At 72.1% G+C, this 21,282-nt stretch carries 18 protein-coding genes and 1 pseudogene; 5 read left to right on the forward strand and 14 right to left on the reverse strand.

Features of this window, described 5'->3' with window-relative positions:
* Positions 1–20 precede the first annotated feature (20 nt).
* The gene (locus ACLJTM_RS24055) at positions 21–728 is read left to right on the forward strand and encodes a L,D-transpeptidase family protein (RefSeq protein WP_411105760.1); all 708 of its coding nucleotides are present in this window, start codon (positions 21–23) and stop codon (positions 726–728) included.
* Positions 729–810: 82 nt separating this feature from the next.
* Positions 811–1,791, forward strand: a complete 981-nt coding sequence (locus ACLJTM_RS24060) for a sigma-70 family RNA polymerase sigma factor (protein ID WP_411105761.1) — start codon at positions 811–813, stop codon at positions 1,789–1,791.
* Here ACLJTM_RS24060 and ACLJTM_RS24065 read toward each other — a convergent pair.
* From ACLJTM_RS24065 to ACLJTM_RS24120, 12 genes and pseudogenes are all read right to left on the reverse strand, one after another.
* A complete protein-coding gene (locus ACLJTM_RS24065) occupies positions 1,705–2,034 on the reverse strand; it encodes a hypothetical protein (RefSeq protein ID WP_411105762.1) in 330 nt (109 codons plus the stop codon). The genes ACLJTM_RS24060 and ACLJTM_RS24065 overlap by 87 nt on opposite strands.
* A 179-nt stretch (positions 2,035–2,213) precedes the next feature.
* A complete protein-coding gene (locus ACLJTM_RS24070; protein WP_411105763.1) occupies positions 2,214–3,491 on the reverse strand; it encodes a thymidine phosphorylase in 1,278 nt (425 codons plus the stop codon).
* 90 nt (positions 3,492–3,581) lie between these two features.
* Positions 3,582–3,989, reverse strand: a complete 408-nt coding sequence (locus tag ACLJTM_RS24075) for a cytidine deaminase (RefSeq protein ID WP_411105764.1) — start codon at positions 3,987–3,989, stop codon at positions 3,582–3,584.
* The gene (locus tag ACLJTM_RS24080; protein WP_411105765.1) at positions 3,986–5,251 is read right to left on the reverse strand and encodes an ABC transporter permease; all 1,266 of its coding nucleotides are present in this window, start codon (positions 5,249–5,251) and stop codon (positions 3,986–3,988) included. The genes ACLJTM_RS24075 and ACLJTM_RS24080 overlap by 4 nt, the downstream gene beginning before the upstream one ends.
* Complete coding sequence (locus ACLJTM_RS24085) at positions 5,248–6,363, reverse strand: ABC transporter permease (RefSeq protein WP_411105766.1); 1,116 nt, start codon at positions 6,361–6,363, stop codon at positions 5,248–5,250. The genes ACLJTM_RS24080 and ACLJTM_RS24085 overlap by 4 nt, the downstream gene beginning before the upstream one ends.
* Entirely contained in the window at positions 6,360–8,027 is a 1,668-nt protein-coding gene (locus ACLJTM_RS24090; protein WP_411105803.1) for an ABC transporter ATP-binding protein, read from the reverse strand. Before ACLJTM_RS24090 ends, ACLJTM_RS24085 begins: the two co-directional genes overlap by 4 nt.
* Positions 8,028–8,289: 262 nt before the next feature.
* Positions 8,290–9,333 carry a BMP family lipoprotein gene (locus ACLJTM_RS24095; protein WP_411105767.1) on the reverse strand — a complete coding sequence of 348 codons (1,044 nt, stop codon included), beginning with the start codon at positions 9,331–9,333 and terminating at the stop codon, positions 8,290–8,292.
* 217 nt (positions 9,334–9,550) lie between these two features.
* Entirely contained in the window at positions 9,551–10,795 is a 1,245-nt protein-coding gene (locus tag ACLJTM_RS24100) for an amidohydrolase (RefSeq protein WP_411105804.1), read from the reverse strand.
* A 137-nt stretch (positions 10,796–10,932) separates the two neighbouring features.
* Complete coding sequence (locus tag ACLJTM_RS24105) at positions 10,933–12,099, reverse strand: hypothetical protein (protein WP_411105768.1); 1,167 nt, start codon at positions 12,097–12,099, stop codon at positions 10,933–10,935.
* Positions 12,100–12,170: 71 nt separating this feature from the next.
* Complete coding sequence (locus ACLJTM_RS24110; protein WP_411105805.1) at positions 12,171–13,109, reverse strand: N-acetylneuraminate synthase family protein; 939 nt, start codon at positions 13,107–13,109, stop codon at positions 12,171–12,173.
* Between the two features lie 456 nt (positions 13,110–13,565).
* Positions 13,566–13,931: pseudogene (locus ACLJTM_RS24115) on the reverse strand (cytidylyltransferase domain-containing protein); the annotation flags it as partial.
* Positions 13,928–15,289 (reverse strand): DUF6716 putative glycosyltransferase, encoded by a 1,362-nt coding sequence (locus ACLJTM_RS24120; protein WP_411105769.1) that lies wholly within the window; start codon positions 15,287–15,289, stop codon positions 13,928–13,930. The gene ACLJTM_RS24120 and the pseudogene ACLJTM_RS24115, both read right to left, overlap by 4 nt.
* 176 nt (positions 15,290–15,465) lie before the next feature.
* Between ACLJTM_RS24120 and ACLJTM_RS24125 the strand changes: the two genes are divergently transcribed.
* Entirely contained in the window at positions 15,466–16,446 is a 981-nt protein-coding gene (locus tag ACLJTM_RS24125) for a glycosyltransferase family 2 protein (protein WP_411105770.1), read from the forward strand.
* Positions 16,446–17,849, forward strand: a complete 1,404-nt coding sequence (locus tag ACLJTM_RS24130) for a polysialyltransferase family glycosyltransferase (protein WP_411105771.1) — start codon at positions 16,446–16,448, stop codon at positions 17,847–17,849. The genes ACLJTM_RS24125 and ACLJTM_RS24130 overlap by 1 nt, the downstream gene beginning before the upstream one ends.
* Here the strand turns inward: ACLJTM_RS24130 and leuE are convergent.
* Together leuE and ACLJTM_RS24140 are read right to left on the reverse strand one after the other, a co-directional pair.
* The gene (leuE, locus tag ACLJTM_RS24135) at positions 17,842–18,519 is read right to left on the reverse strand and encodes a leucine efflux protein LeuE (RefSeq protein ID WP_411105772.1); all 678 of its coding nucleotides are present in this window, start codon (positions 18,517–18,519) and stop codon (positions 17,842–17,844) included. The genes ACLJTM_RS24130 and leuE overlap by 8 nt on opposite strands.
* 43 nt (positions 18,520–18,562) lie before the next feature.
* Positions 18,563–20,143 carry a methylmalonyl-CoA mutase gene (locus ACLJTM_RS24140; protein ID WP_411105773.1) on the reverse strand — a complete coding sequence of 527 codons (1,581 nt, stop codon included), beginning with the start codon at positions 20,141–20,143 and terminating at the stop codon, positions 18,563–18,565.
* A 161-nt stretch (positions 20,144–20,304) separates the two neighbouring features.
* On the opposite strand from ACLJTM_RS24140, the gene ACLJTM_RS24145 reads away from it, so the two are divergent.
* Positions 20,305–21,201 (forward strand): L,D-transpeptidase family protein, encoded by an 897-nt coding sequence (locus tag ACLJTM_RS24145; RefSeq protein WP_411105774.1) that lies wholly within the window; start codon positions 20,305–20,307, stop codon positions 21,199–21,201.
* Positions 21,202–21,282: the final 81 nt, after the last annotated feature.

Below are 21,282 nucleotides of genomic sequence, written 5' to 3' on the forward strand. Positions count from 1 at the left end.
TGCGACCAGGGGAGGTCCGCATGGGGACGGCACGGGTGCGCAGCAGGGGGCGGGCGGCGGCGGTGTTCGGCGGGGCGGTGGCGCTGGCCCTGCCGATGGTGGTGGCCGAGGGGGGCACGGCGCAGGCCGCCGCCTGCAACCTCACCACCGGCCCGTACCAGCGGCAGGCTGAGCAGTTCCTGGGGCGGCCGGTGGACGGCCGGCAGTCGGCGGCCGACTGCTCCGCGACGCGGTCCTTCCAGGCGAGCCACGGGATCACCCCGACGCAGGGCTATGCCGGGCCGCTGACCTGGCGGACCATGAGCACGATGCTGGCCCAGCGGGCGGCGGGCAGCACCCCGAACCGGGACGGGAAGTGCCCGGTGGACCGGGGGCGGATCGCCTGCGTCGACCTGACCCGGCAGCTGAGCTGGATCCAGGACGGCGGCGCCCTGGCCTACGGGCCGGTGCCGGTGCGCACCGGCAAGGACGGCACGGAGACCCGGACCGGCCCGAAGAAGATCTACTACCGGAGCATCGACCACTGGTCGACGATCTACGACGTGGCGATGCCGTACGCGCAGTTCTTCGACGGCGGCATCGCCTTCCACTCCACCACCAAGAGCATGTGGAACCCGCCGGGTTCCGGGGGCTGCGTGAACATGCGGCCCGTAGACGCCAGGGCGTACTGGAACCTGCTGGGCAAGGGCGAGGACGTGTTCGTCTACGGCACCAAGCCCGGTACGTAGCAGGCCGGCCGCTTCCGGCTGCCGTTGTCGTACCCCTCCGGTAGTTTCCGAGGTACCGGACCTATCTGGGGGAACGACAGCCATGAGCGACCTCGCGACGACACCCCTCGACCTGGACGCGGCCATGGACCGCTACCGCGTCGAGCTGACCGGCTACTGCTACCGGATGCTCGGCTCCTCCTTCGATGCCGAGGACGCGGTGCAGGACACGTACATCCGGGCCTGGCGCGCGCACGGGAAGTTCGAGGGCCGCTCCTCGCTGCGCTCGTGGCTGTACCGGATCGCCACCAACGTCTGCCTGGACCTGCTGAGCGCCGGGAAGAAGCGGGCCCGTCCGATGGACCTGACCGCCGCCCAGCACCAGGCCTCCGCGGTGCTGAGCGAGCGGCCGGAGGTGACCTGGCTGGAGCCGGTGCCCGACGGCCGGGTGCTCCCGCAGAGCGCGGACCCGGCGGAGATGGCCCTCGCCAAGGAGTCGGTCCGGCTGGCGTTCGTCGCGGCGCTCCAGCACCTGCCGCCGAAGCAGCGGGCCGTCCTGATCCTGCGCGAGGTGCTGGCCTGGAAGGCCGACGAGGTCGCGCAGCTCCTGGACACCACGGTCGCCTCGGTCAACAGCGCGCTCCAGCGGGCGCGGGCCACGCTCGCCGGGCAGTCCCTGCGCGAGAGCGACCCGGCGGACCCGCTGGACGCGCAGCAGGCCGCACTGCTGGAGCAGTACCTGGCGGCCTTCGAGGCCTACGACATCTCCCGGCTGACCGCGCTGCTGCACGAGGACGCGGTGCTGTCGATGCCGCCGTACGACCTGTGGCTCCAGGGGCACGCGGACATCGCGGCCTGGCACCTGAACCAGGGCATCGGCTGCAAGGGCTCCCGGCTCGTCCCGACGACGGCGAACGGCATGCCTGCCTTCGGCCAGTACCGGCCGGCGGCCTCGGGCAGCGGCCACACGCCGTGGGCGCTGCAGGTCCTGGAGATCTCAGACGGCAGGATCGTCGGGCTCAACGCCTTCCTGGACACCGAACGCTGGTTCCCGCTCTTCGGCCTGCCCGAGCAACTGCCCTAGCCCTACGAGCTCCAGCAGGTCCCGCAGCTCGGGCGCGGCCCGCACCCGCAGGGGGACGCCGAGGCGCCTCGCGGCCAGTGCGGCGCGCGCGAGGGCCTGGACGGTCGCGAGGGTGGGCCCGGCGACCGCACCCACGTCGAGAACGATCCCGTCGGGCCGGCCACGGCACAGTTCGGCCACGCGCGTGCACAGCCCGGCCGCATCCGGCTCCGGTCCCTCCACCGTCAGGGTTCTGGTCTCCACACGGGGCAGACCCCCGGCCCTGCCCGAACTCATCGGCGGGGCCGGGACCTGCCGAGGTACGGCGGAACGCCTGCGGCGGCGTACGCCGTGAGCTTGCGCCCCGGTCTTCGGGGAGCGCCGAGCAGAACGGGACCGGCGGGAGTCCACCGGTCCCGTTCATCCGACAGGGAAGCCGCAGGTCAGGCGATGCGGTCCAGCACGATCGGCGTGGCGGAAAAGGCCGTGCCCGCCGGGGCGATGTCGTAGGCGCCCTCCAGCGAGGCCAGGGCGTACGCGAACTTCTCCGGGGTGTCCGTGTGCAGGGTCATCAGCGGCTGGCCGGCGGCCACGGTGTCGCCCGGCTTCGCGTGCAGCTCGATGCCGGCGCCCGCCTGGACCGGGTCCTCCTTGCGGGCGCGGCCGGCGCCCAGGCGCCAGGCGCCGACGCCCACCGCGTACGCGTCGAGGCGGGTCAGCACGCCCGAGGCGGGGGCCGTCACCACGTGGTGCTCACGGGCGACCGGCAGGGCAGCGTCCGGGTCGCCGCCCTGCGCCGCGATCATCCGGCGCCAGACGTCCATGGCCGAGCCGTCGGCCAGGGCCTTCGCCGGGTCGGCGTCCTTGATGCCCGCCGCGTCCAGCATCTCGCGGGCCAGGGCCAGGGTCAGCTCGACCACGTCGGAGGGGCCGCCGCCGGCCAGGACCTCGACGGACTCGCGGATCTCCAGGGCGTTGCCCGCGGTGAGGCCGAGCGGGGTGGACATGTCGGTGAGCAGCGCGACCGTCTTGACGCCGTGGTCGGTGCCGAGGCCGACCATCGTGGAGGCCAGCTCGCGGGCGTCCTCGATGGTCTTCATGAAGGCGCCGGAGCCGACCTTGACGTCCAGGACCAGGGAGCCGGTCCCCTCGGCGATCTTCTTCGACATGATCGAGGAGGCGATCAGCGGGATGGCCTCGACCGTGCCGGTCACGTCACGCAGGGCGTAGAGCTTCTTGTCCGCGGGGGCCAGACCGTCGCCGGCCGCGCAGATGACCGCGCCGGTGGTGTCGAGGACGTGCAGCATCTCCTCGTTGGAGAGCAGCGCGCGCCAGCCGGGGATGGACTCCAGCTTGTCGAGGGTGCCGCCGGTGTGGCCCAGGCCACGGCCGGACAGCTGCGGGACGGCCGCGCCGCAGGCCGCGACGAGCGGGGCCAGCGGAAGGGTGATCTTGTCGCCGACGCCGCCGGTGGAGTGCTTGTCGGCGGTCGGGCGGGAGAGGGAGTCGAAGTTCATGCGCTCGCCGGACGCGATCATCGCGGCGGTCCAGCGGGCGATCTCGGCCCGGTTCATGCCGTTGAGCAGGATGGCCATCGCCAGCGCCGACATCTGCTCGTCGGCGACGACACCGCGGGTGTACGCGTCGATGACCCAGTCGATCTGCTCGGGGCTCAGCTCGCCGCGGTCCCGCTTGGTCCGGATGACGGAGATGACGTCCATGGAGTGCTTCTTTCTACGCGCATAGAGAGAGGGGTTGAGGAGAATGCGACGGCCCTCCGCCCGGCAGGGGGCGGAGGGCCGTCGGCACGGCTATCTCAGGTGGTCGGGCCCGAAGGCCTGCGGCAGCATCGCGGCCAGCGGCAGGATCCCGTCCGGGGTCTCCACCAGCAGCTCCGGGCCGCCGAATTCGTACAGCAGCTGGCGACAGCGGCCGCAGGGGACGAGGATCTCGCCCTTGCCGTCCACGCAGGTGAAGTGCGTGAGCCGGCCGCCGCCGGTGGCCTGGAGCGAGGAGACCAGCCCGCACTCCGCGCACAGGCCCAGCCCGTAGCTCGCGTTCTCGACGTTGCAGCCGGTCACGATGCGCCCGTCGTCCACGAGGGCGGCGACCCCGACCGGGAAGCCCGAGTACGGCGCGTACGCACGGGACATGACGTCCCGGGCGGCCGTGCGCAGGGCTTCCCAGTCGACGGCCGGAGCTGCCTGCGGGCTCGTCACTTGCCCTGGCCCTTGCGGTACGGCAGGCCGTCCGCCTTCGGCATGCGCAGGCGCTGCGCCGACAGGGCGAGCACCAGCAGGGTGGTCACGTACGGGGCCGCGTCGACGAACTGGCTCGGCACCGAGTCGGTGAGCGCGTACCAGACGAAGAGCAGCGCGGCGCAGGCCGCCGAGATGCCCGCCTGCAGGTACTTCTTCTTGTACAGCTGCCAGGCGCAGACCAGCAGCAGCAGGATCGCGATCAGCAGCAGCAGGGCGTGCACGTTGGTGGCGCCGCCGCGCAGCTTCAGGCTGTCGATGAAGCCGAACAGGCCCGCGCCCAGGGCCATGCCGCCCGGCATCCAGTTACCGAAGATCATCGCGGCGAGACCGATGTAACCGCGGCCGCCGGTCTGGCCCTCCTGGTAGATCGGGCTGGCGACGATCGACAGGAACGCGCCGCCGAGGCCGGCCAGGGCGCCCGAGACGATCACGGCGATGTACTTGTACTTGTAGACGTTGACGCCGAGGGACTCCGCCGCGGTGGGGTTCTCGCCGCAGGAGCGCAGCCGCAGGCCGAAGGTGGTCCGCCACAGCACCCACCAGGTGCCCGGGATCAGCAGCAGCGCGACGACGGTCAGCAGCGACAGCTCGGTGACCAGGCCGCCGATGACGCCGGCCAGGTCCGAGACGAAGAACCAGTGCTTGCCCTGGAGGTCGGACATCCAGTCCGACAACCCCGGCACAGTGATCTTGTAGATCGGTTCGACCTGCGGGGACTGCTTGGAGGAGCCGCCCGGGGCCTCGGCGAAGGTGAAGTTCGACAGGTACTGGGTGAAGCCCAGGGCCAGGATGTTGATGGCCACACCGGAGACGATGTGGTTGACGTTGAAGGTGATCGTGATGATCGCGTGCAGCAGGCCGCCGATGGCGCCGCCGGCGATGCCGGCCATGACGCCGGTCCACGGGCCCCACTGGTAGCCGGCCCAGGCACCGAACCAGGTGCCGAGGATCATCATGCCTTCGAGGCCGATGTTGACGACGCCCGCGCGCTCGGCCCACAGGCCGCCGAGGCCGGCGAGGCCGATCGGCACCGCGAGCGAGAGGGCACCGGAGACCTGGCCGACCGAGGTCAGGTCGTTGGCGCCGCTGATCAGGCGGACCACGGAGACCAGCGCGAGGCCGGCCGCGATGATCAGCATGATCCAGGGCAGGGTGAGCTTCTTGCGGCCGCCGGACTTCTTCGGGGCGGCGGCCGTCGCGGATACCGTGCTGGTGCTCACGCCGCGACCTCCTTGTCGGTCTTGATGGCGTGCCCGGCGGCGAGCTCCTCGCCGACCTTCTGCTGCTGGCGCCGGATGCCGTAGCGGCGGACGAGTTCGTACGAGACGACGACCGCGATGACGATCAGGCCCTTCATGATCGTGCCGATCTCCTTCGCGTACCCGGCCTGGTCGAGCGAGGCCGAGGCCTTGTCGATGAAGGCCATCAGGAACGCGGCGAAGAGGATGCCGACCGGGCTGTTGCGGCCGAGCAGCGCGATGGTGATGCCGGTGAAGCCGACACCCACCGGGAAGGCCAGGTTGTAGGTGTGCGTCTCGCCCAGCAGCTGCGGCATGCCGGCCAGGCCGGCGACCGCGCCCGAGATGAGCATCGCCGTGATGATCATCTTCTTGGAGTCGACGCCCGAGGCCTGCGCCGCGGACTCGCTGGCACCGGTGGCGCGCAGGTCGAAGCCGAAACGGGTGCGGTTGAGGGTGAACCAGTAGACGATGCCGAGGGCGAAGGCCACGAAGGTGAAGCCGTAGATCTCCAGGCCGTCACCGAGGGAGACCGCCGGGAACCAGCCCGATTCGGCGATGTCGCCGGTGGTCAGGTCGTTGGAGCCCTCAAGCTGCACACCGAGGTTCTTCGTCAGGATCAGCCAGGCGATCAGGCTGGTCGCGATGGCGTTCAGCATGATCGTGGACACGACCTCGCTGACCCCGCGCTTGGCCTTCAGGACGCCGGCGATGCCGGACCAGAACGCGCCGACGAGCATCGCGACGAGGATGATCAGCAGCAGGTGCAGCGGACCCGGCAGGGTCACGGCCGCGCCGACCACGGCGGACAGCATCGCCGCGAGGCGGTACTGGCCGTCGACGCCGATGTTGAAGAGGTTCATCCGGAAGCCGATGGCCACGGCCAGGGCCGCCAGGTAGTAGGTGCCCGCCTGGTTGACGATGAGGACCTGGACGTCCTCGTAACCGGCGTTCTCCACCATCAGGCGCAGCGGCTCGATCGGGTCGATGCCCGTCGCGGCCAGCACGACCACGGTCAGCAGGAAAGCGGTGACCAGCGCGAGCACGGGCCCGGCGATGCCGAGGAGCAGCCGGTCCTTGTCGAATTTCTTCATCGGGCCTCGTCCTCCGTGGAGCCGGTACCGGTGTCGGTGCCCGCGGCGGAGTGGTTGTCGGATGCTTCCAGGTGACCGGAGGCGGCGCCCGTCATGGCGGTGCCGAGTTCCTCGGGGGTCACGGTCGCGGGGTCGGCGTCCGCGACGAGGCGGCCGCGGTAGATCACGCGCAGGGTGTCGGACAGGCCGATCAGCTCGTCCAGGTCGGCGGAGATCAGCAGGACGGCCAGGCCCTCGCGGCGGGCCGAGCGGATCGCGTCCCAGATCTGCGCCTGCGCGCCGACGTCCACGCCGCGGGTGGGGTGCGCCGCGATCAGGAACTTCGGGCCGTGGCTCATCTCGCGGCCGACGATCAGCTTCTGCTGGTTGCCGCCGGAGAGCGAGGCCGCGGTGACCTCGATGCCGGGCGTGCGGACGTCGTACTCGCGCACGATCCGCTCGGTGTCCTTGCGGGCGGCCTTCGGGTCGAGGATGCCGCGCCGGGAGTTGGGGGCCTCGGTGACGTGGCCGAGGATGCGGTTCTCCCACAGCGGGGACTCCAGCAGCAGGCCGTGGCGGTGGCGGTCCTCGGGGATGTACCCGATGCCGCCCTCGCGGCGCTTGCGCACCGAGGACTTCGTGATGTCCCGGCCGTCCAGGGTGATCACGCCGGCGTCGGCGGAGCTCATCCCCATGAGGGCTTCGATGAGCTCGGTCTGGCCGTTGCCCTCGACCCCGGCGATGCCGAGGATCTCGCCCTTGTGGATGGTGAAGCTGATGCCGTCCAGCAGGAGGCGGCCGGCCTCGGCCTTCTCCTTGAGGGCGGAGTCCCCGGGGGTCTCGGGCCGCAGCGACTCCGGCTCGACGGCGACGGTTTCGTCCGCGGCGACCGTCAGGTCCGACACCGCGAGCATCGGCACGGTGGTGACGGTCGACTCGCGGGTCTCCGGGGAGGGCAGCTCGGAGCCGACCATGAGCTCCGCGAGCTGCTTGGTGGTCGCGGTCCTCGGGTCGGCGGTGCCCACCGTCGTACCGCGCCGGATGACGGTGATGTCGTCGGCGACCTTCAGCACCTCGCCCAGCTTGTGCGAGATGAAGATGACGGTCAGGCCCTCGGCCTTGAGCTCGCGCAGGTTGTCGAAGAGCGCGTCCACTTCCTGCGGCACGAGCACGGCGGTCGGCTCGTCGAGGATGAGGATCTTCGCCCCGCGGTAGAGGACCTTGAGGATCTCCACGCGCTGGCGGTCGGCGACACCGAGGTCCTCGACCAGGGCGTCGGGGCGGACCCCCAGGCCGTAGGCGTCCGAGATCTCCTTGATCTTCCGGCGGGCCTTGGCACCGATGCCGAAGAGCTTCTCGCCGCCGAGGACCACGTTCTCCAGGACGGTGAGGTTGTCGGCGAGCATGAAGTGCTGGTGCACCATGCCGATGCCGCGGGCGATGGCGTCGCCGGGGCTGCTGAAGGAGACCTGCTCCCCGTCGATGGCGATGGTGCCTTCGTCCGGCTTCTGCATGCCGTAGAGGATCTTCATCAGAGTCGACTTGCCGGCGCCGTTCTCGCCGATCAGAGCATGGACCGTGCCCTTGCGGACGGTGATCGCGATGTCTTTGTTGGCGACGACGCCGGGGAAGCGCTTGGTGATGCCGTGCAGTTCTACGGCGGGGGGCGGGCTGGACGCGTTGATGACGCACTCTCCTTGGCGCGGAAGGAGTTGGAGGCAGGGCAGGGACAGGGCGGAGTTCGGCCGGGCGGGTGGGCGGGAGGAGGACGGTATCGCGTCCACCCTGCCTCTACGCGCGTAGCACTGTCGAAAGTGAAAACTTGCGGCCAACTGACCACGAGCAACACCGCTGGCAGGCGTTCTCCTACAGAACACGGCTCGGGGCCCGGGAGCGGCAGAGACCGCTTCCCGGACCCCGGAGACCACTACTGCATCAGACGGAACCTTACGGCGCGGTCTTGACGGTGATCTTCTTGGCGATGATGTCGGCCTTCGCCTTGTCCACCGCGGTGATGACGTCGGTCATCTTCTTGTACTCCGGGTTGGAGTCGGCCAGGCCGACGCCGTCCTTGTCCAGGCCGTAGCGGATCTCGCCGGTGGTCGGCTTGCCGTCCTTGACCGACTTGATCAGGTCGAAGACGGAGTCCGAGACGTCCTTGGTGACCGAGGTCAGGATGTGGTCCTTGTACTTCGTCAGACCGGCCTGGTTGTACTGGTCGGAGTCGACGCCGATGGCCCACTTGCCCTTGGCGGCGGCGGCCTCGATGGCACCCGAGCCGGCCAGACCGGCGGCCGAGTAGACCACGTCGGCGCCCGCGTCGAGCTGGCCCTGCGCAGCGGCCTTGCCGAGGTCGGGCTTCGAGAAGCCGTCGAAGTTCGGGGGCTGCGTCAGGTACTGCGAGAGCACCTTGGCGTTCGGGTTGGTGTCCTTGACGCCCTGGACGAAGCCCGCCTCGAACTTCTTGATCAGCGGGACCTCGACACCGCCGATGAAGCCGACCGTGCCGGTCTTGGACACCTTGGCGGCGGCGACGCCGGCCAGGTAGGAGCCCTGCTCCTCGTTGAAGACGAGGTTGGCGATGTTGGCGCCGGTCACCGAGGTGTCGTCGATGATGCCGAACGTGGTGTCCGGGAACTTCGGCGCGACCTTCTTGATGGCCGGGGCGTAGGCGAAGCCGACGCCGATGACCGGGTTGTTGCCCTTGCGGGCCAGCTCGGTGAGGCGCTGGACCTTGTCGGCCTCGCCCTCACCGTCGGTGGGCTCCGCCTCGGCGCCCTTGACCTTCAGCTCGGTCTCGGCCTTCTGCAGACCGGCGTAGGCGGCGTCGTTGAACGACTGGTCGCCGCGGCCACCGACGTCGTACGCGATGGCGGCGCCGGCTTCCTTGGAAGAGGTGTCCGACGAACTCTTACCGCCACAGGCGGTGGCCGAGAGGGCCAGCGCAGCGGACGCGAGGCCCACGGTGGCGATCCTGGTGATCCGGCGCAAGGGGAGGCTCCTTCAAAACCTGACCGAAGCGCCACGACCGGCGCTGGTTTCGCGGCGATCGTAACGCGCGTAGATGTCAGTTAAAGGCCCGTTCATGAGTCGTTATCGGATCGTCGCGAACCGGACAGTGACCGATTCGTAACTCCTTGGTGCCCAGCCCTTGTGTACCAAGGGCTGGACAGCTCCGCCGAAGTACCCCCCGTTGTTGTACGGAGCTTTACCCGGCGGGCGTCACCCGGAGGCTGTCGAGCAGGGCGGCGGCGGTGAAGAACTCCACGCCGACAGCGATCGCGTCCTCGTCCACGTCGAAGTCGCCCCGGTGCAGGTCCCGCTTGGCCGTGTCGCCGGGCGCGCGGACCCCGAGGCGGGCCATGGCGCCCGGCACGTGCTCCAGGTACCAGGAGAAGTCCTCGCCGCCCAGGCTCTGCTCGGTGTCCTCGACCGACTCGACGCCGCGGCGGGCGGCCATCGCCTCGCGCAGCAGCTCGGTGACCACCGGGTCGTTGACCACGGGCGGGACCCCGCGCACGTGGTTGATCTCGAACTTGGCCCCGTGCATCGTCGCCACCTCGTCGATGGCCGCGTGGATCACGTCCGGCGCCTCGTGCCAGGCGTTGAGGTCCAGGCAGCGGACCGTCCCGGACAGTTCGGCGTGCATCGGGATGACGTTGCAGGCGTGCCCGGCCTCGATCCGCCCCCAGGTGACCGACATCCCCGAGCGGGCGTCCATCCGGCGGGCCAGCAGGGCCGGCACGTCGACGGCCACCCGGGCGGCGGCGGTCACCAGGTCGGTGGTCAGGTGCGGGCGGGCGGTGTGCCCGCCCGCGCCCGAGAGGCTGACCTCCAGCCGGTCGCAGGCCGAGGTGATGGGACCGGACCGCAGACCGATCCGGCCGGCGTCGACCCGCGGGTCGCAGTGCACGGCGACGATCTTCCCGACGCCGTCCAGCACCCCCGACTCGATGGCCTCGGTGGCTCCGCCGGGGAGCACCTCCTCGGCGGGCTGGAACAGCAGCCGCACGGGCCGGGGCAGCAGGCCCTGGCGGTCCAGCTCGGCCAGGACCAGCCCGGCGCCGAGGACGACCGCGGTGTGCACGTCGTGGCCGCAGGCGTGCGCGCGGTCCGGGACGGTCGAGCGGTAGGCCACGTGCGTCTTCGCGTCCGGGATGGGCAGGGCGTCGATGTCCGCGCGCAGGGCCAGCATGGGCCGTACGCCGTCCCAGGTGCCGACGTCGCAGATCAGGCCGGTGCCCGAGGTCAGCACCCGTGGGCGCAGGCCGGCTTTCTCCAGCCGGGCCTTGATCGCCGCCGTGGTACGGAACTCCTGGTGTCCGAGTTCGGGATGCATGTGCAAGTCCCGACGGAAGGCGATCAGTTCGGCACGCAGGTGGTCCGGAAGCGTGCCTGGCAGCTCGGGCCGGTCGGGCTTGCCGGGCAGGGCGGTCGGGGACTCGCGGGACATCAACTGGTTCACCCGTTTAAGGGTAGGCGCACCCACCGGCCAACTGGCTGGAGATCACCAAAAGTTCATGCCGTTAGGGGAAGAAAACCCGGCCTCTGGACGCATGAGCGTATGTGAGCGCGGGTAAACTGCCGCGCTCATCCGGCCGCGGAGGTCGTCCGGGCCGGGAGTCTGCGCACACCACGGGCGGTGTCGGTGACTCCCGCGAGGAAGCTGCGTGCCCGCGCGGAGGCGGATGCGGTGAGCCACTGCGGGTCGACGGCGCATACGGCGACGGTCACCCCGGTACCGGTCAGTGCGTACGGCAGCGTGTGGACGACCGTGGACGGAAAGCTGACGATCGTCCGTCCCACCGGGCCGCGGCGGGCGATCAGCTCCAGGGGGAGGTCCGGCCGGACGATCTCCAGCCCGGTCGCCTCGCTCAGGGCCCGCAGCTTCTCCGGGGACTCCCGCCGGTGCGCGAAGTAGCGCGTCGCGCCGTGCTCCCGGGTGAGGGTCCGTACGGCGTCCAGGTAGCGGGCGGGGTCCACCACGCCGGTCTCCACCAGCGAAGTCCCGACCAGGTCGGTTCCCCTGGTCAGCCGGGGCGGGCCGAAGCGCTCCCGGGTCCAGGCGAAAGCGTTGACCCGCAGCGCCGTCCCCCCGTGGACGGTGACGGGCATGGACGTGAACACCTCGACGTGCCGCCCGTCGCCCGCCGTGAACCGCCGGCGGGCGGTCGCCGACACCGGGGCGTACGCCAGCTCGCGCACCCGGCCGCGCAGCCCGCCGCCGCCGGCCCGGTGCCAGCGCACGAGGCGCTCGCCGCGGGCGGTCTGCGCGATGAATTCCATGGTGGCGGTGCCGTCGTCGACCACCACGAGCTCCTCGGCCCGCACCAGGGTCAGCAGCAGCTGCACGTAGCGGGAGAAGGGGTCGCCGATGACGACGCGGCGGGCCGCGCGGACGTCCCGGACCAGGGCGGCGAGCGCCTTCAGCGGGGCGAGGCGGCCGCCGCGCGCCTCCTGCCAGCTCACCTGGTGACCTTCGTCACGCGCCAGTCCCGCCATGCGGCGCAGCTGACCCCTCGACATGGGGTCGGTCGGGGGCAGGACGACGATCCGCAGCCCCGTCGGGGCACCCGCCGCGGCGGCGCCGGCGGGGGCGTCCGGCGGTCCGGGGCGGTGCCGGCGCTGCTGCGGGACGGCGCCGAGCAGCGGGCCGGGGTCCGCGGGGCCGTCCCGGTGCAGATGGGCCCACTCCAGCACGTTCAGGAGTTGGACCGGGCTCTCGACGAACGCCAGGGTGGGGGCTGCAGGGGTCACCGGGTACTCCTCGTGTGGGGGCGGGACTCGTACGCGCCGGGCCTGGGGCGTCGGGGGACGGCCCCCGGGGGTCAGACGGCGACCGGCTCGCCCTGGAAGCGGCGGAGCTTCTTCATGGGGCCGAGTTCGGACGCGTAGACCCGCTTGACGCCGTCGCCGAGGGCCGTCTCGATGGTGCGGATGTCGCGGACCAGCCGCGCCAGTCCGCCGGGCTCGACGGAAGCGGCCTGGTCGGAGCCCCACATCGCCCGGTCGAGGGTGATGTGCCGCTCGACGAAGGTGGCGCCGAGGGCGACCGCGGCGAGGGTGGTCTGCAGGCCCGTCTCGTGGCCGGAGTAGCCGATCGGCACGTTGGGGTACTCCTCCTGGAGGGTGTTGATGACCCGCAGGTTGAGCTCCTCGGCCTGGGCCGGGTACGTGGACGTGGCGTGGCAGAGCAGGATGTTCTCGCTGCCCAGCACCTCCACCGCGTGCCGGATCTGGCGCGGCGTGGACATGCCGGTGGACAGGACGACGGTGCGGCCGGTGGCGCGCAGGGCGCGCAGCAGCTCGTCGTCGGTGAGCGAGGCGGAGGCCACCTTGTGCGCGGGGACGTCGAACTTCTCCAGGAAGGCGACGGCCTCGGTGTCCCACGGGGAGGCGAACCAGTCGATCCCGCGCTCGGCGCAGTGCGCGTCGATGGCCCGGTACTCGTCCTCCCCGAACTCGACCCGGTGGCGGTAGTCGATGTACGTCATCCGGCCCCAGGGGGTGTCGCGCTCGATGTCCCACTGGTCGCGGGGGGTGCAGATCTCCGGGGTGCGCTTTTGGAACTTCACCGCGTCGCAGCCCGCCTCGGCGGCGGCGTCGACGAGCGCGAGGGCCTTGCCGAGGTCGCCGTTGTGGTTGATGCCGATCTCGCCGACGACGTAGACGGGGCGGCCGGGGCCGGCGGCGCGCGGGCCGAAGTTCCGCAGGCGGGCGGGGGCGGTGGCGGTGGCGGTGGCGGTGGCGGTGGCGGTGGCGGTCATGGCAGATGGCGTCCTTCGGTGCGGGGTGTCCGGGTGGTCCGGGGTGTCCGGGCGGTCCGGGACATGCGGGATGTGCCGGGGGCGCGGTACGGGTGGGGCGGGCGGGGTGCGTGGGGTGCGCGGGGCAGGCGGGGCGTCCTCGAACAGCGGGGCCAGGAGTCGGGCCCGGGCCAGGTCGTGCGGGTCGTCGACCTCCAGGACCCGCGCGGGGTCGGTGGCGACGGGCAGGGTGCGGCCGAAGAACCGGTGCCGGGCGGTACGGAACCCGGCGGCGTCCATCGCGTAGGCGGCGCCGGTCTCCAGGAGGTCCCGGGGCCGGTCCTGGCGGCGGGGCCGCAGGGCGCTGTCGTGGTTGACGCCGGTCCCGGCCCCGTCGGCGTCCTGCCGCCAGAGGAACCCGTGGAAGGGCGCGACGGTCAGGGCGCAGTCGGCGGCCCCGCAGGCCACGGCGGCGGCCACCGACTCGACGTCGGAGGCGGTGAGGAAGGGGCTGGTGCACTGGACGAGGAGGACCACGTCCACGGTGAGGGAGTGCAGTTCCTCGAAGGCCTGCAGGGCGTGCAGCAGGGCGGCTTCGCTGCTCGCGGTGTCCCCGGAGAGCGCGGCGGGCCGGGCGATCACGTCGGCCCCGGCGGCGCGGGCCGCCGCGGCGACGGCCTCGGAGTCCGTGGAGACCACCACGTCGGTCACGCTCGCCGCGGCCCGGCAGGCGCGCACGGCGCGGGCGACGAGCGGGCTGCCGGCCACCTCCGCGAGGTTCTTGCCGGGGACCCCCTTGGATCCGCCCCGGGCGGGGATCACGGCCAGCACCCGGGGGCTCACAGCTCCCCCAGCCGGCGGATCACCGGGGCGACGCGCTGGACGCCGTGCCGGTACGCGCCGCGGGCGGCTTCCCGCAGATGGCTGCGGAGCCTGCGGCGCAGCCGGGACTCCTCCCGCGGGTCGTGCGCCGCGCCGGGCAGCGGGGTCCCGTCGGGGGCCAGGCGGTGGCGGGCGAGGATCCCCGGCAGGTAGCCGGGGGCGGTGGTGGGCGTGTAGTAGGGCGCGGGCGCGGGCAGCAGCCGCTCCCCCGCCAGCGCGGCGACCCGCGCCCGGGCGGCGGCGTACGCGTCGTGCGGCGCGCCGTCGGCGGCCGGGGCTGCCGCGGTGCCGCCCGTGGCGGAGGGCGCGGCCGGGCCCGGCAGGACGCCCTGCGCCGCCAGCCAGTGCGGGTCGGCCTGCGGGAGCAGGCCCGCGTCCAGCTGGTCCCAGGAGGCGAGGCAGCCGGAGCCGAGGAAGTGGTGGTTGCCGAGGGCCTCGCGGATGCCGAGGTCGGTGAGGACCGCGGTGGGGATGCCCCGGTGCAGGGACTCCAGCGCGGCGGTGGAGGAGACGGTGACCAGCAGGTCGGTGCCGTCCAGCACCTCGCCCATGTTCCCGTAGACCAGCCGGCAGTTCGGCGGGAGCCCGCCGGGGAGCTTCGCCGCGAGCCGCTGGTACGGCTGCTCCTCCAGGTGCGTGGTGTGCTCGCCGGGCCTGCTGCGCAGCTTGACCAGCACCTCCCGACCGGGGTGCAGCCGCGCGTGCCGGGCGGCCCGCTCCAGCAGGTACGTGCGGTCCGCCCGGCTGTCGGGCACGGAGGGCTGCACGGCGAAGACCACCGTGCAGGTGCGGCTCCCGGCCGGTTCGTACGGGGCTCCGCCGAGGAAGGGCAGGGCCGTCTCGGTGACGGCGGCCGCGTCGGCGCCCACTCCCTCGTACACGGCGCGGAAGCGCTCGGCGTCGTGGCGGGAGTTGGCGAGCACCAGGTCGGCCCCGTGGCGCAGCAGCAGCCCGTCGGCGAGCTTCTCGTAGACCACCCCGACGTAGCCGGTAACCAGTACGGGCCGTTCGGCCGGGGCGGGCCACAGGGCGCGGGCCCCGTGCAGGACGGCCTGCGCCGCCCCGCCGACCAGGGCGAGGACGACGACGTCGTAGGACTCGCGGCCGAGTTCGGCGAGGAACTGCGCGCAGGTCACCTCGGTCAGCCGGTCGGGCCGGACGCCCACTTCGCCGAGCTGGCGGGCCGTGGGAGTGGCGCGGCCGCGGAGCAGGAAGCCGGTGAGCCGGTGGTCGGGCACGAGAGCACCCGCGGTGAGTGCACCCCATTTCCATCGCGTATCGGAATCGGCGAGTACGGCTACGCGTTTGCGTTCTGGCACGCGGCAGAAACTATGGGGCCGTTTCGGTGTTCGGCCCAACGAGCGCACAACAGCGGGTTAACAACGCGTCGAGGACATGCGAAAGCGTCCGGGTTAACACGTCCGCCCGGCGCCGTTCACATGGATTCCGCATGCGGGCCATGCTGAATGCCGGAGGGCGCCATAACGTCTCGCGGGTGCCCAAGCTCTCTGTTGTCGTGCCGTTCTACAACGTGCAGGCCTACGCGCCGGATGCCCTGAGAAGTCTCGAACTCAACGCCCGGGACGATTTCGAGTTCCTGCTCGTCGACGACTGCTCGACGGACGGGACCCCCCAACTGCTGGAGCGGGCGGCGCGCGAACTGCCCGGCGCGGTGCACCTCAGACACGAGCGCAACGGCGGCCTGGCCACCGCACGGAACACCGGTCTGGACGCGGCCCGCGGCGAGTACCTGGCGTTCCTGGACGGCGACGACTGGCTCGCCCCCGGGCACCTGTCCCGGACCCTGGCCGCGATCGAGGCCCTGGACTGCGACTTCGTCCGTACCGACCATGTCCGGTGCACCGGCCGGGCGCGCAGCGTGCAGCGCGTCCCGTCCGGGGCGCACGGGGTCGTGGCCGACCCGCGGTCGGGAATCCTGCCGGCGGACCGGGCCACCTCGGTGGACTACCCGTACGCCTGGGCCGGCATGTACCACCGGCGGCTGCTGGAGCGCGGGGTGCTGCGTTTCACCGACGGACTGCGGACGGCGGAGGACCGGCCGTGGATCTGGCGGCTGCACCGCGAGGCGCGCTCCTTCGCCCCGGTCGGACTGCCCGGCGTCTTCTACCGGCGCGGTGTCGCGACCTCATTGACGCAGATCGGCGACGAGCGCCAGCTCGATTTCCTTCGCGCATTCGATCAGATTCTGTCGGACACGGCAAAGGACCGGGAATCCGACCTGCTGCTCCCCAAAGCCGTCCGAACGTATTGCGCAATCATCGCGCATCATGTCGGATCCCTGGAAAGGTTCGAACCGGCCGTGGCCAAGAAACTCCGCTCGATGAGCACGGCCGCGCTCGGGCGCATGCCGCAGGACCTCCTGGACGGCGCCCTGGACTCGATGGACGTCGAACGCGCCACCCTGCTGCGGCGCCTGCGCGGCAGCCGCCGCGCCGCCACCGGGGCGGCCGCCTGATGCCCGTCCAGATCTTCCTGGCCTCCACCCTCTACGGCGCCGCCACTCTTGCGGCGGGCATCGACGCGGGCAGCTTCCCGCCGGCCGGCCGCCGAATCCTGCTGACCAGCGACCACGCCGTCGCCGCCGAGGTCACCCCGGGTCTGGCCGCCGTACCGGGCTTCGCCGCCCTGCGCGCCCGCTTCGACGAGGTGCTCGACTGGAACCGCGTCGTCGAACCGCTGCACCCGAGCACCTGGGCCCCGCGCGCCGAGGACGTCCCGTTGTGGGAGCGCCGGCTGCGCGCCCTGTGGGACCTCGGCGAGGAACGCGTCGAGCTGGTCGTGGAGTCCCTCCAGGTCCCGCCCGCCCAGACCCTGTGCCGGCTCTTCCCCGGGGCGGCGGTCGACGTCTACGCCGACGGGCTGATGAGCTACGGGCCCACCCGCTTCCGCCTCGATCCGCAGCTCGGGATGCGGGTGCGGCGGGTGCTCCACCTGGACCTGGTTCCGGGCCTGGAGCCGCTGCTGCTGACGGAGTTCGGGGTACGGGCCGAGCTGGTGCCTGCCGAGTCCTTCGCGAAGGTCCTCGCGGAACTGTCGGAACCCGCCGGTCCCACCGCGCTCCCCGAGACGGGAGCCGGGAAGGGGACCGGCGCCGAGGCGGGGACCGGAGCCGAGGCCGCAGCCGCCGGCCCCGCCCTCCTCCTCGGCCAGTACCTCTCCGCCCTGGACCTGATGACCCCGGCGCAGGAGGAGGAGCTGCACGGCGAGATGGTCCGCGGCGCACACGCCCTGGGCCACCGGGAGCTGGTGTTCAAACCGCACCCGAGCGCGCCCCTGGCCCACTGCGGCCGCGCGGAGGCGGAGGCGGCCCGCCTGGGCGTCCGGCTGACCGTGGTGGACAGCCCGGTGCTCGCCGAGACCCTCTACCGGCGGCTGCGGCCGGCCCTGGTGGTCGGCTGCTTCTCCACGGGACTGCTCACCGCGGCGACCCTCTACGGGCTCCCGGTGGCCCGCACCGGCACGGACGCCCTCCTGGCCCGCCTGACCCCGTACGCGAACAGCAACCGGGTCCCGCTGGCGGTGGTGGACGCCCTGCTCCCCGACCTCGCGGACGCCGAGGCGGTCCGCGCCTGGCGCCTCCCGGACCGCGCCCACGTGCGGGGCGAGCTGGCCGGGCTGCTCACCGCGGTGGGCTTCACCATGCAGCCCCGGATCCTGGCCGCACGCCGCTCCGCCGCCGAGGCGTACCTGGCCGCGCACCTGACGCCGCGCACCCGGCGCTACTTCACCCGCCGCCGACTGGCGGCCCTGGGGCTGCCGGGCGGCATCCCCGCCCCGCTCTCGTTCCTGCCCCGCAGCCCGGCCGTGCGGCGGGTCCTGCGGCGGGCCCTGCGGCGGGTGCGCCGACCGGTCAGCTGACGGCGAGCTTGGCCGCGAAGCCGAGGAACAGCACGCCCGCCGCCGAGGTGGCTCCGGCCGACAGGCGCCTGCGGCGGCGGAACGCGGCGGACAGCCGGGTGCCGCCGAAGATCAGCACGGTCAGGTACAGGCCGCTGCTGATCTGCAGCAGACCGCCCAGCACCAGGAAGGACAGCGCCGGGTAGGCGTAGCCCGGGTCCACGAACTGCACGAAGAAGGACATCAGGAAGAGGATGGCCTTCGGGTTGAACAGGCTGATCAGCAGCGCCCGCCGGTACGGCCGCTCGCTCTCGCCGTGCTCGCCGTACTCGCCCTGCTCCACGGCGTCGGCTTCCACCGCGGCGGCCATCTCGGCCCGCGCCCGGCGCGAGCGCCACAGCGTCCAGGCGCCGCGCAGCATCCCGATGGCCAGCCAGGTCAGGTAGCCCGCGCCGAGCAGCTTGACGATGCCGAACAGCAGCGGGCTGGTCTGCAGCAGGGAGGCCGCGCCCGCCGCGGCGAGCGCCATCAGCACGGCGTCGCCGGTCCATACGCCGGCGGCGGCCTTGTAGCCGGTGCGCACCCCGCGGCGGGCCGCCACGGACAGCACGTACAGCGAATTGGGCCCCGGCAGCAGAATGATCAGCACCAGGCCGGCGAGATAGGTCGGAAGATCGGTCACACCCAGCATGTCCAGGAGTGTCCCAAGGGTTGCACCTGTCACGCCAGTCGTTTCACCATGTGGAATCTGCGGGCACGTACGTGCCCCAGACCTCCCGCAGTGCCCCGCAGACCTCCCCCACCGTGGCCCGGGCCCGCAGCGCCTCCTTCACCGGGTACAGCACGTTGTCCGTACCCGCGGCCGCCGTGCGCACCGCGGCCAGCGCCGAGGCCACCGCCTGCCCGTCGCGTTCGGCCCGGAGCCGGGCGAGGGCCTCGCACTGGCGCGCCTCGATCGCCGGGTCCACCCGCAGCGGCTCGTACGCCTCCTCGCGCTCCAGCGCGAAGCGGTTGACGCCGACGACCACCCGCTCGCCGCTGTCGGTCTCCTGCGCGATGCGGTAGGCGTTGCGCTCGATCTCCCCCTTCTGGAACCCGGCCTCGATCGCGGCCACCGCCCCGCCGAGGTCCTCGACCCGCCGCATCAGGGCGAGCACCTGCGCCTCCAGCTCGTCCGTCATCCGCTCGACCGCGTAGGAGCCCGCGAAGGGGTCCGCGGTGTGCGGCACGTCCGTCTCGTGGGCGAGCACCTGCTGGGTGCGCAGCGCGAGGCGGGCGGACTTCTCGGTGGGCAGCGCGATCGCCTCGTCGAAGGAGTTGGTGTGCAGGGACTGCGTACCGCCCAGCACGGCGGCCAGCGCCTGCACGGCGACCCGTACGAGGTTCAGCTCGGGCTGCTGCGCGGTCAGCTGGACCCCGGCCGTCTGGGTGTGGAAGCGCAGCATCAGCGACTTCGGGTCCCGGGCCCCGAACTCCTCCCGCATGACGCGGGCCCAGATCCGGCGGGCCGCGCGGAACTTCGCGACCTCCTCCAGCAGGGTGGTGCGGGCCACGAAGAAGAAGGACAGCCGGGGCGCGAACTCGTCGACCGCCATCCCGGCCGCGAGGGCGGTACGGACGTAGGCGACGGCGTCGGCGAGGGTGAAGGCGACCTCTTGCGCGGGCGAGGCCCCCGCCTCGGCCATGTGGTAGCCGGAGATGGAGATCGTGTTCCACTTCGGGAGCTCGGCCCGGCAGTAGGAGAAGGTGTCGGCCGTCAGACGGAGCGAGGGGCCCGGCGGGAAGATGTACGTCCCGCGGGCGATGTACTCCTTCAGCACGTCGTTCTGGACGGTCCCCGTCAGCCGCTCGCCCGCAATGCCCTGTTCCTCCGCCACCAGTTGGTAGAGCAGCAGGAGCAGCGCCGCAGGCGCGTTGATGGTCATCGAGGTGGAGACCCGGTCGAGCGGGATCCCCTCGAACAGGGCCCGCATGTCGTCGACCGAGTCGACCGCGACCCCCACCTTGCCCACTTCGCCGCGTGCGAGAGGGGCGTCGGAGTCGTGCCCCATCTGGGTCGGCAGGTCGAAGGCCACGGACAGCCCGGTGCCGCCGCCCTCGATGAGCCGCCGGTAGCGGGCGTTGGACTCGGCGGCCGTGCCGAAGCCGGCGTACTGCCGCATGGTCCACGGCCGTCCGGTGTACATCGTGGGATGAATCCCCCGGGTGTAGGGAAATCCCCCGGGCTCCCCGAGCGCCGCCACCGGGTCCCATCCCGTCAGGTCACCCGGCCCGTAGACCGGTTCGATCGGGATACCGCTCTCGGTGCGTGCCATCGAACCATCCTCCAGAGGGCGCCCGGAACTGCTGCCGCCGTCCGTGCGCAAAGCTCCGGACAGCTTCTGGTCACAATGGCGCAACATCCGGGAACGGGGTGCAACTCTCCACGCCCGTGAGGCATCACCTACTTACACACCGTAGAAACCGGGGGACCGCAATGCACCGCACGAGAGTCATGATCCGCACGCTCGGAGTGGCCACCGCCGTCGCACTCGCTGCGACCGCCTGCGGGCCGCAGAAGGCGGAGTCCACCGGCTCCGCCTCTGCCTCCCCGTCCTCGCCCGCGGCGGGCGCCTCTCCCACGGCCACGTCCGACGACAAGCCCGCCGAGCCCTCGGACTCCGCCTCGCCGAAACCTTCCGCCTCCGCCTCGCAGTCCCCGTCGGCCAAGCCCTCGTCCTCGGTCTCGCCGACCCCGGCCGTGAAGCCGATCATGGCGAACGGCGACGACACCGAGCAGGTGCGCGAACTGCAGGCGCGGCTGCGCCAGCTCAAGCTGATGAGCGTCGCGCCCACCGGCTTCTACGGCTCCAAGACGACCGCCGCGGTCAAGACCTTCCAGTCGAAGAACGGCCTGACCGCCACCGGTTCGGTCGACGCGGCCACCTGGAAGAAGATCGAGGCCGCCTCGAAGAAGCCCACCCCGCAGGAGCTGAACCCGCCGACCGTCAACGAGCCGGACGCCCCGGACCCGAACTGCATGCAGGGCCGGGTCATGTGCATCAGCAAGGAGAGCCGCACCCTCGCCTGGATGATCGACGGCAAGGTCGTCTCCACGATGGACGTGCGCTTCGGCTCGGAGAACACCCCGACCCGCGAGGGCGTCTTCGACGTCGGCTGGAAGGCCAAGGACTGGACGTCGACGATCTACCACACGCCGATGCCGTACTCGATGTTCTTCAGCGGCGGCCAGGCCGTGCACTACTCGGCGGACTTCGCGGCCCGCGGCTACAGCGGCGCCTCGCACGGCTGCGTGAACGTCCGGGACAAGGGCAAGCTGTCCGCGCTGTTCGACCAGGTCCAGGTCGGCGACAAGGTCGTCGTCTACTGGTGACCCCGGCGGGCGGGCCGGCCGGAGAGGGGTGGCGCGGGCAGGGCCGGGGGAACGTGCCCCGCCCGCGCCAGTTGCGCAGAG

Origin of the sequence: Streptomyces sp. cmx-4-9, assembly GCF_046548835.1 — a bacterium.
In the GTDB taxonomy this organism is placed as follows: Bacteria; Actinomycetota; Actinomycetes; order Streptomycetales; family Streptomycetaceae; genus Streptomyces.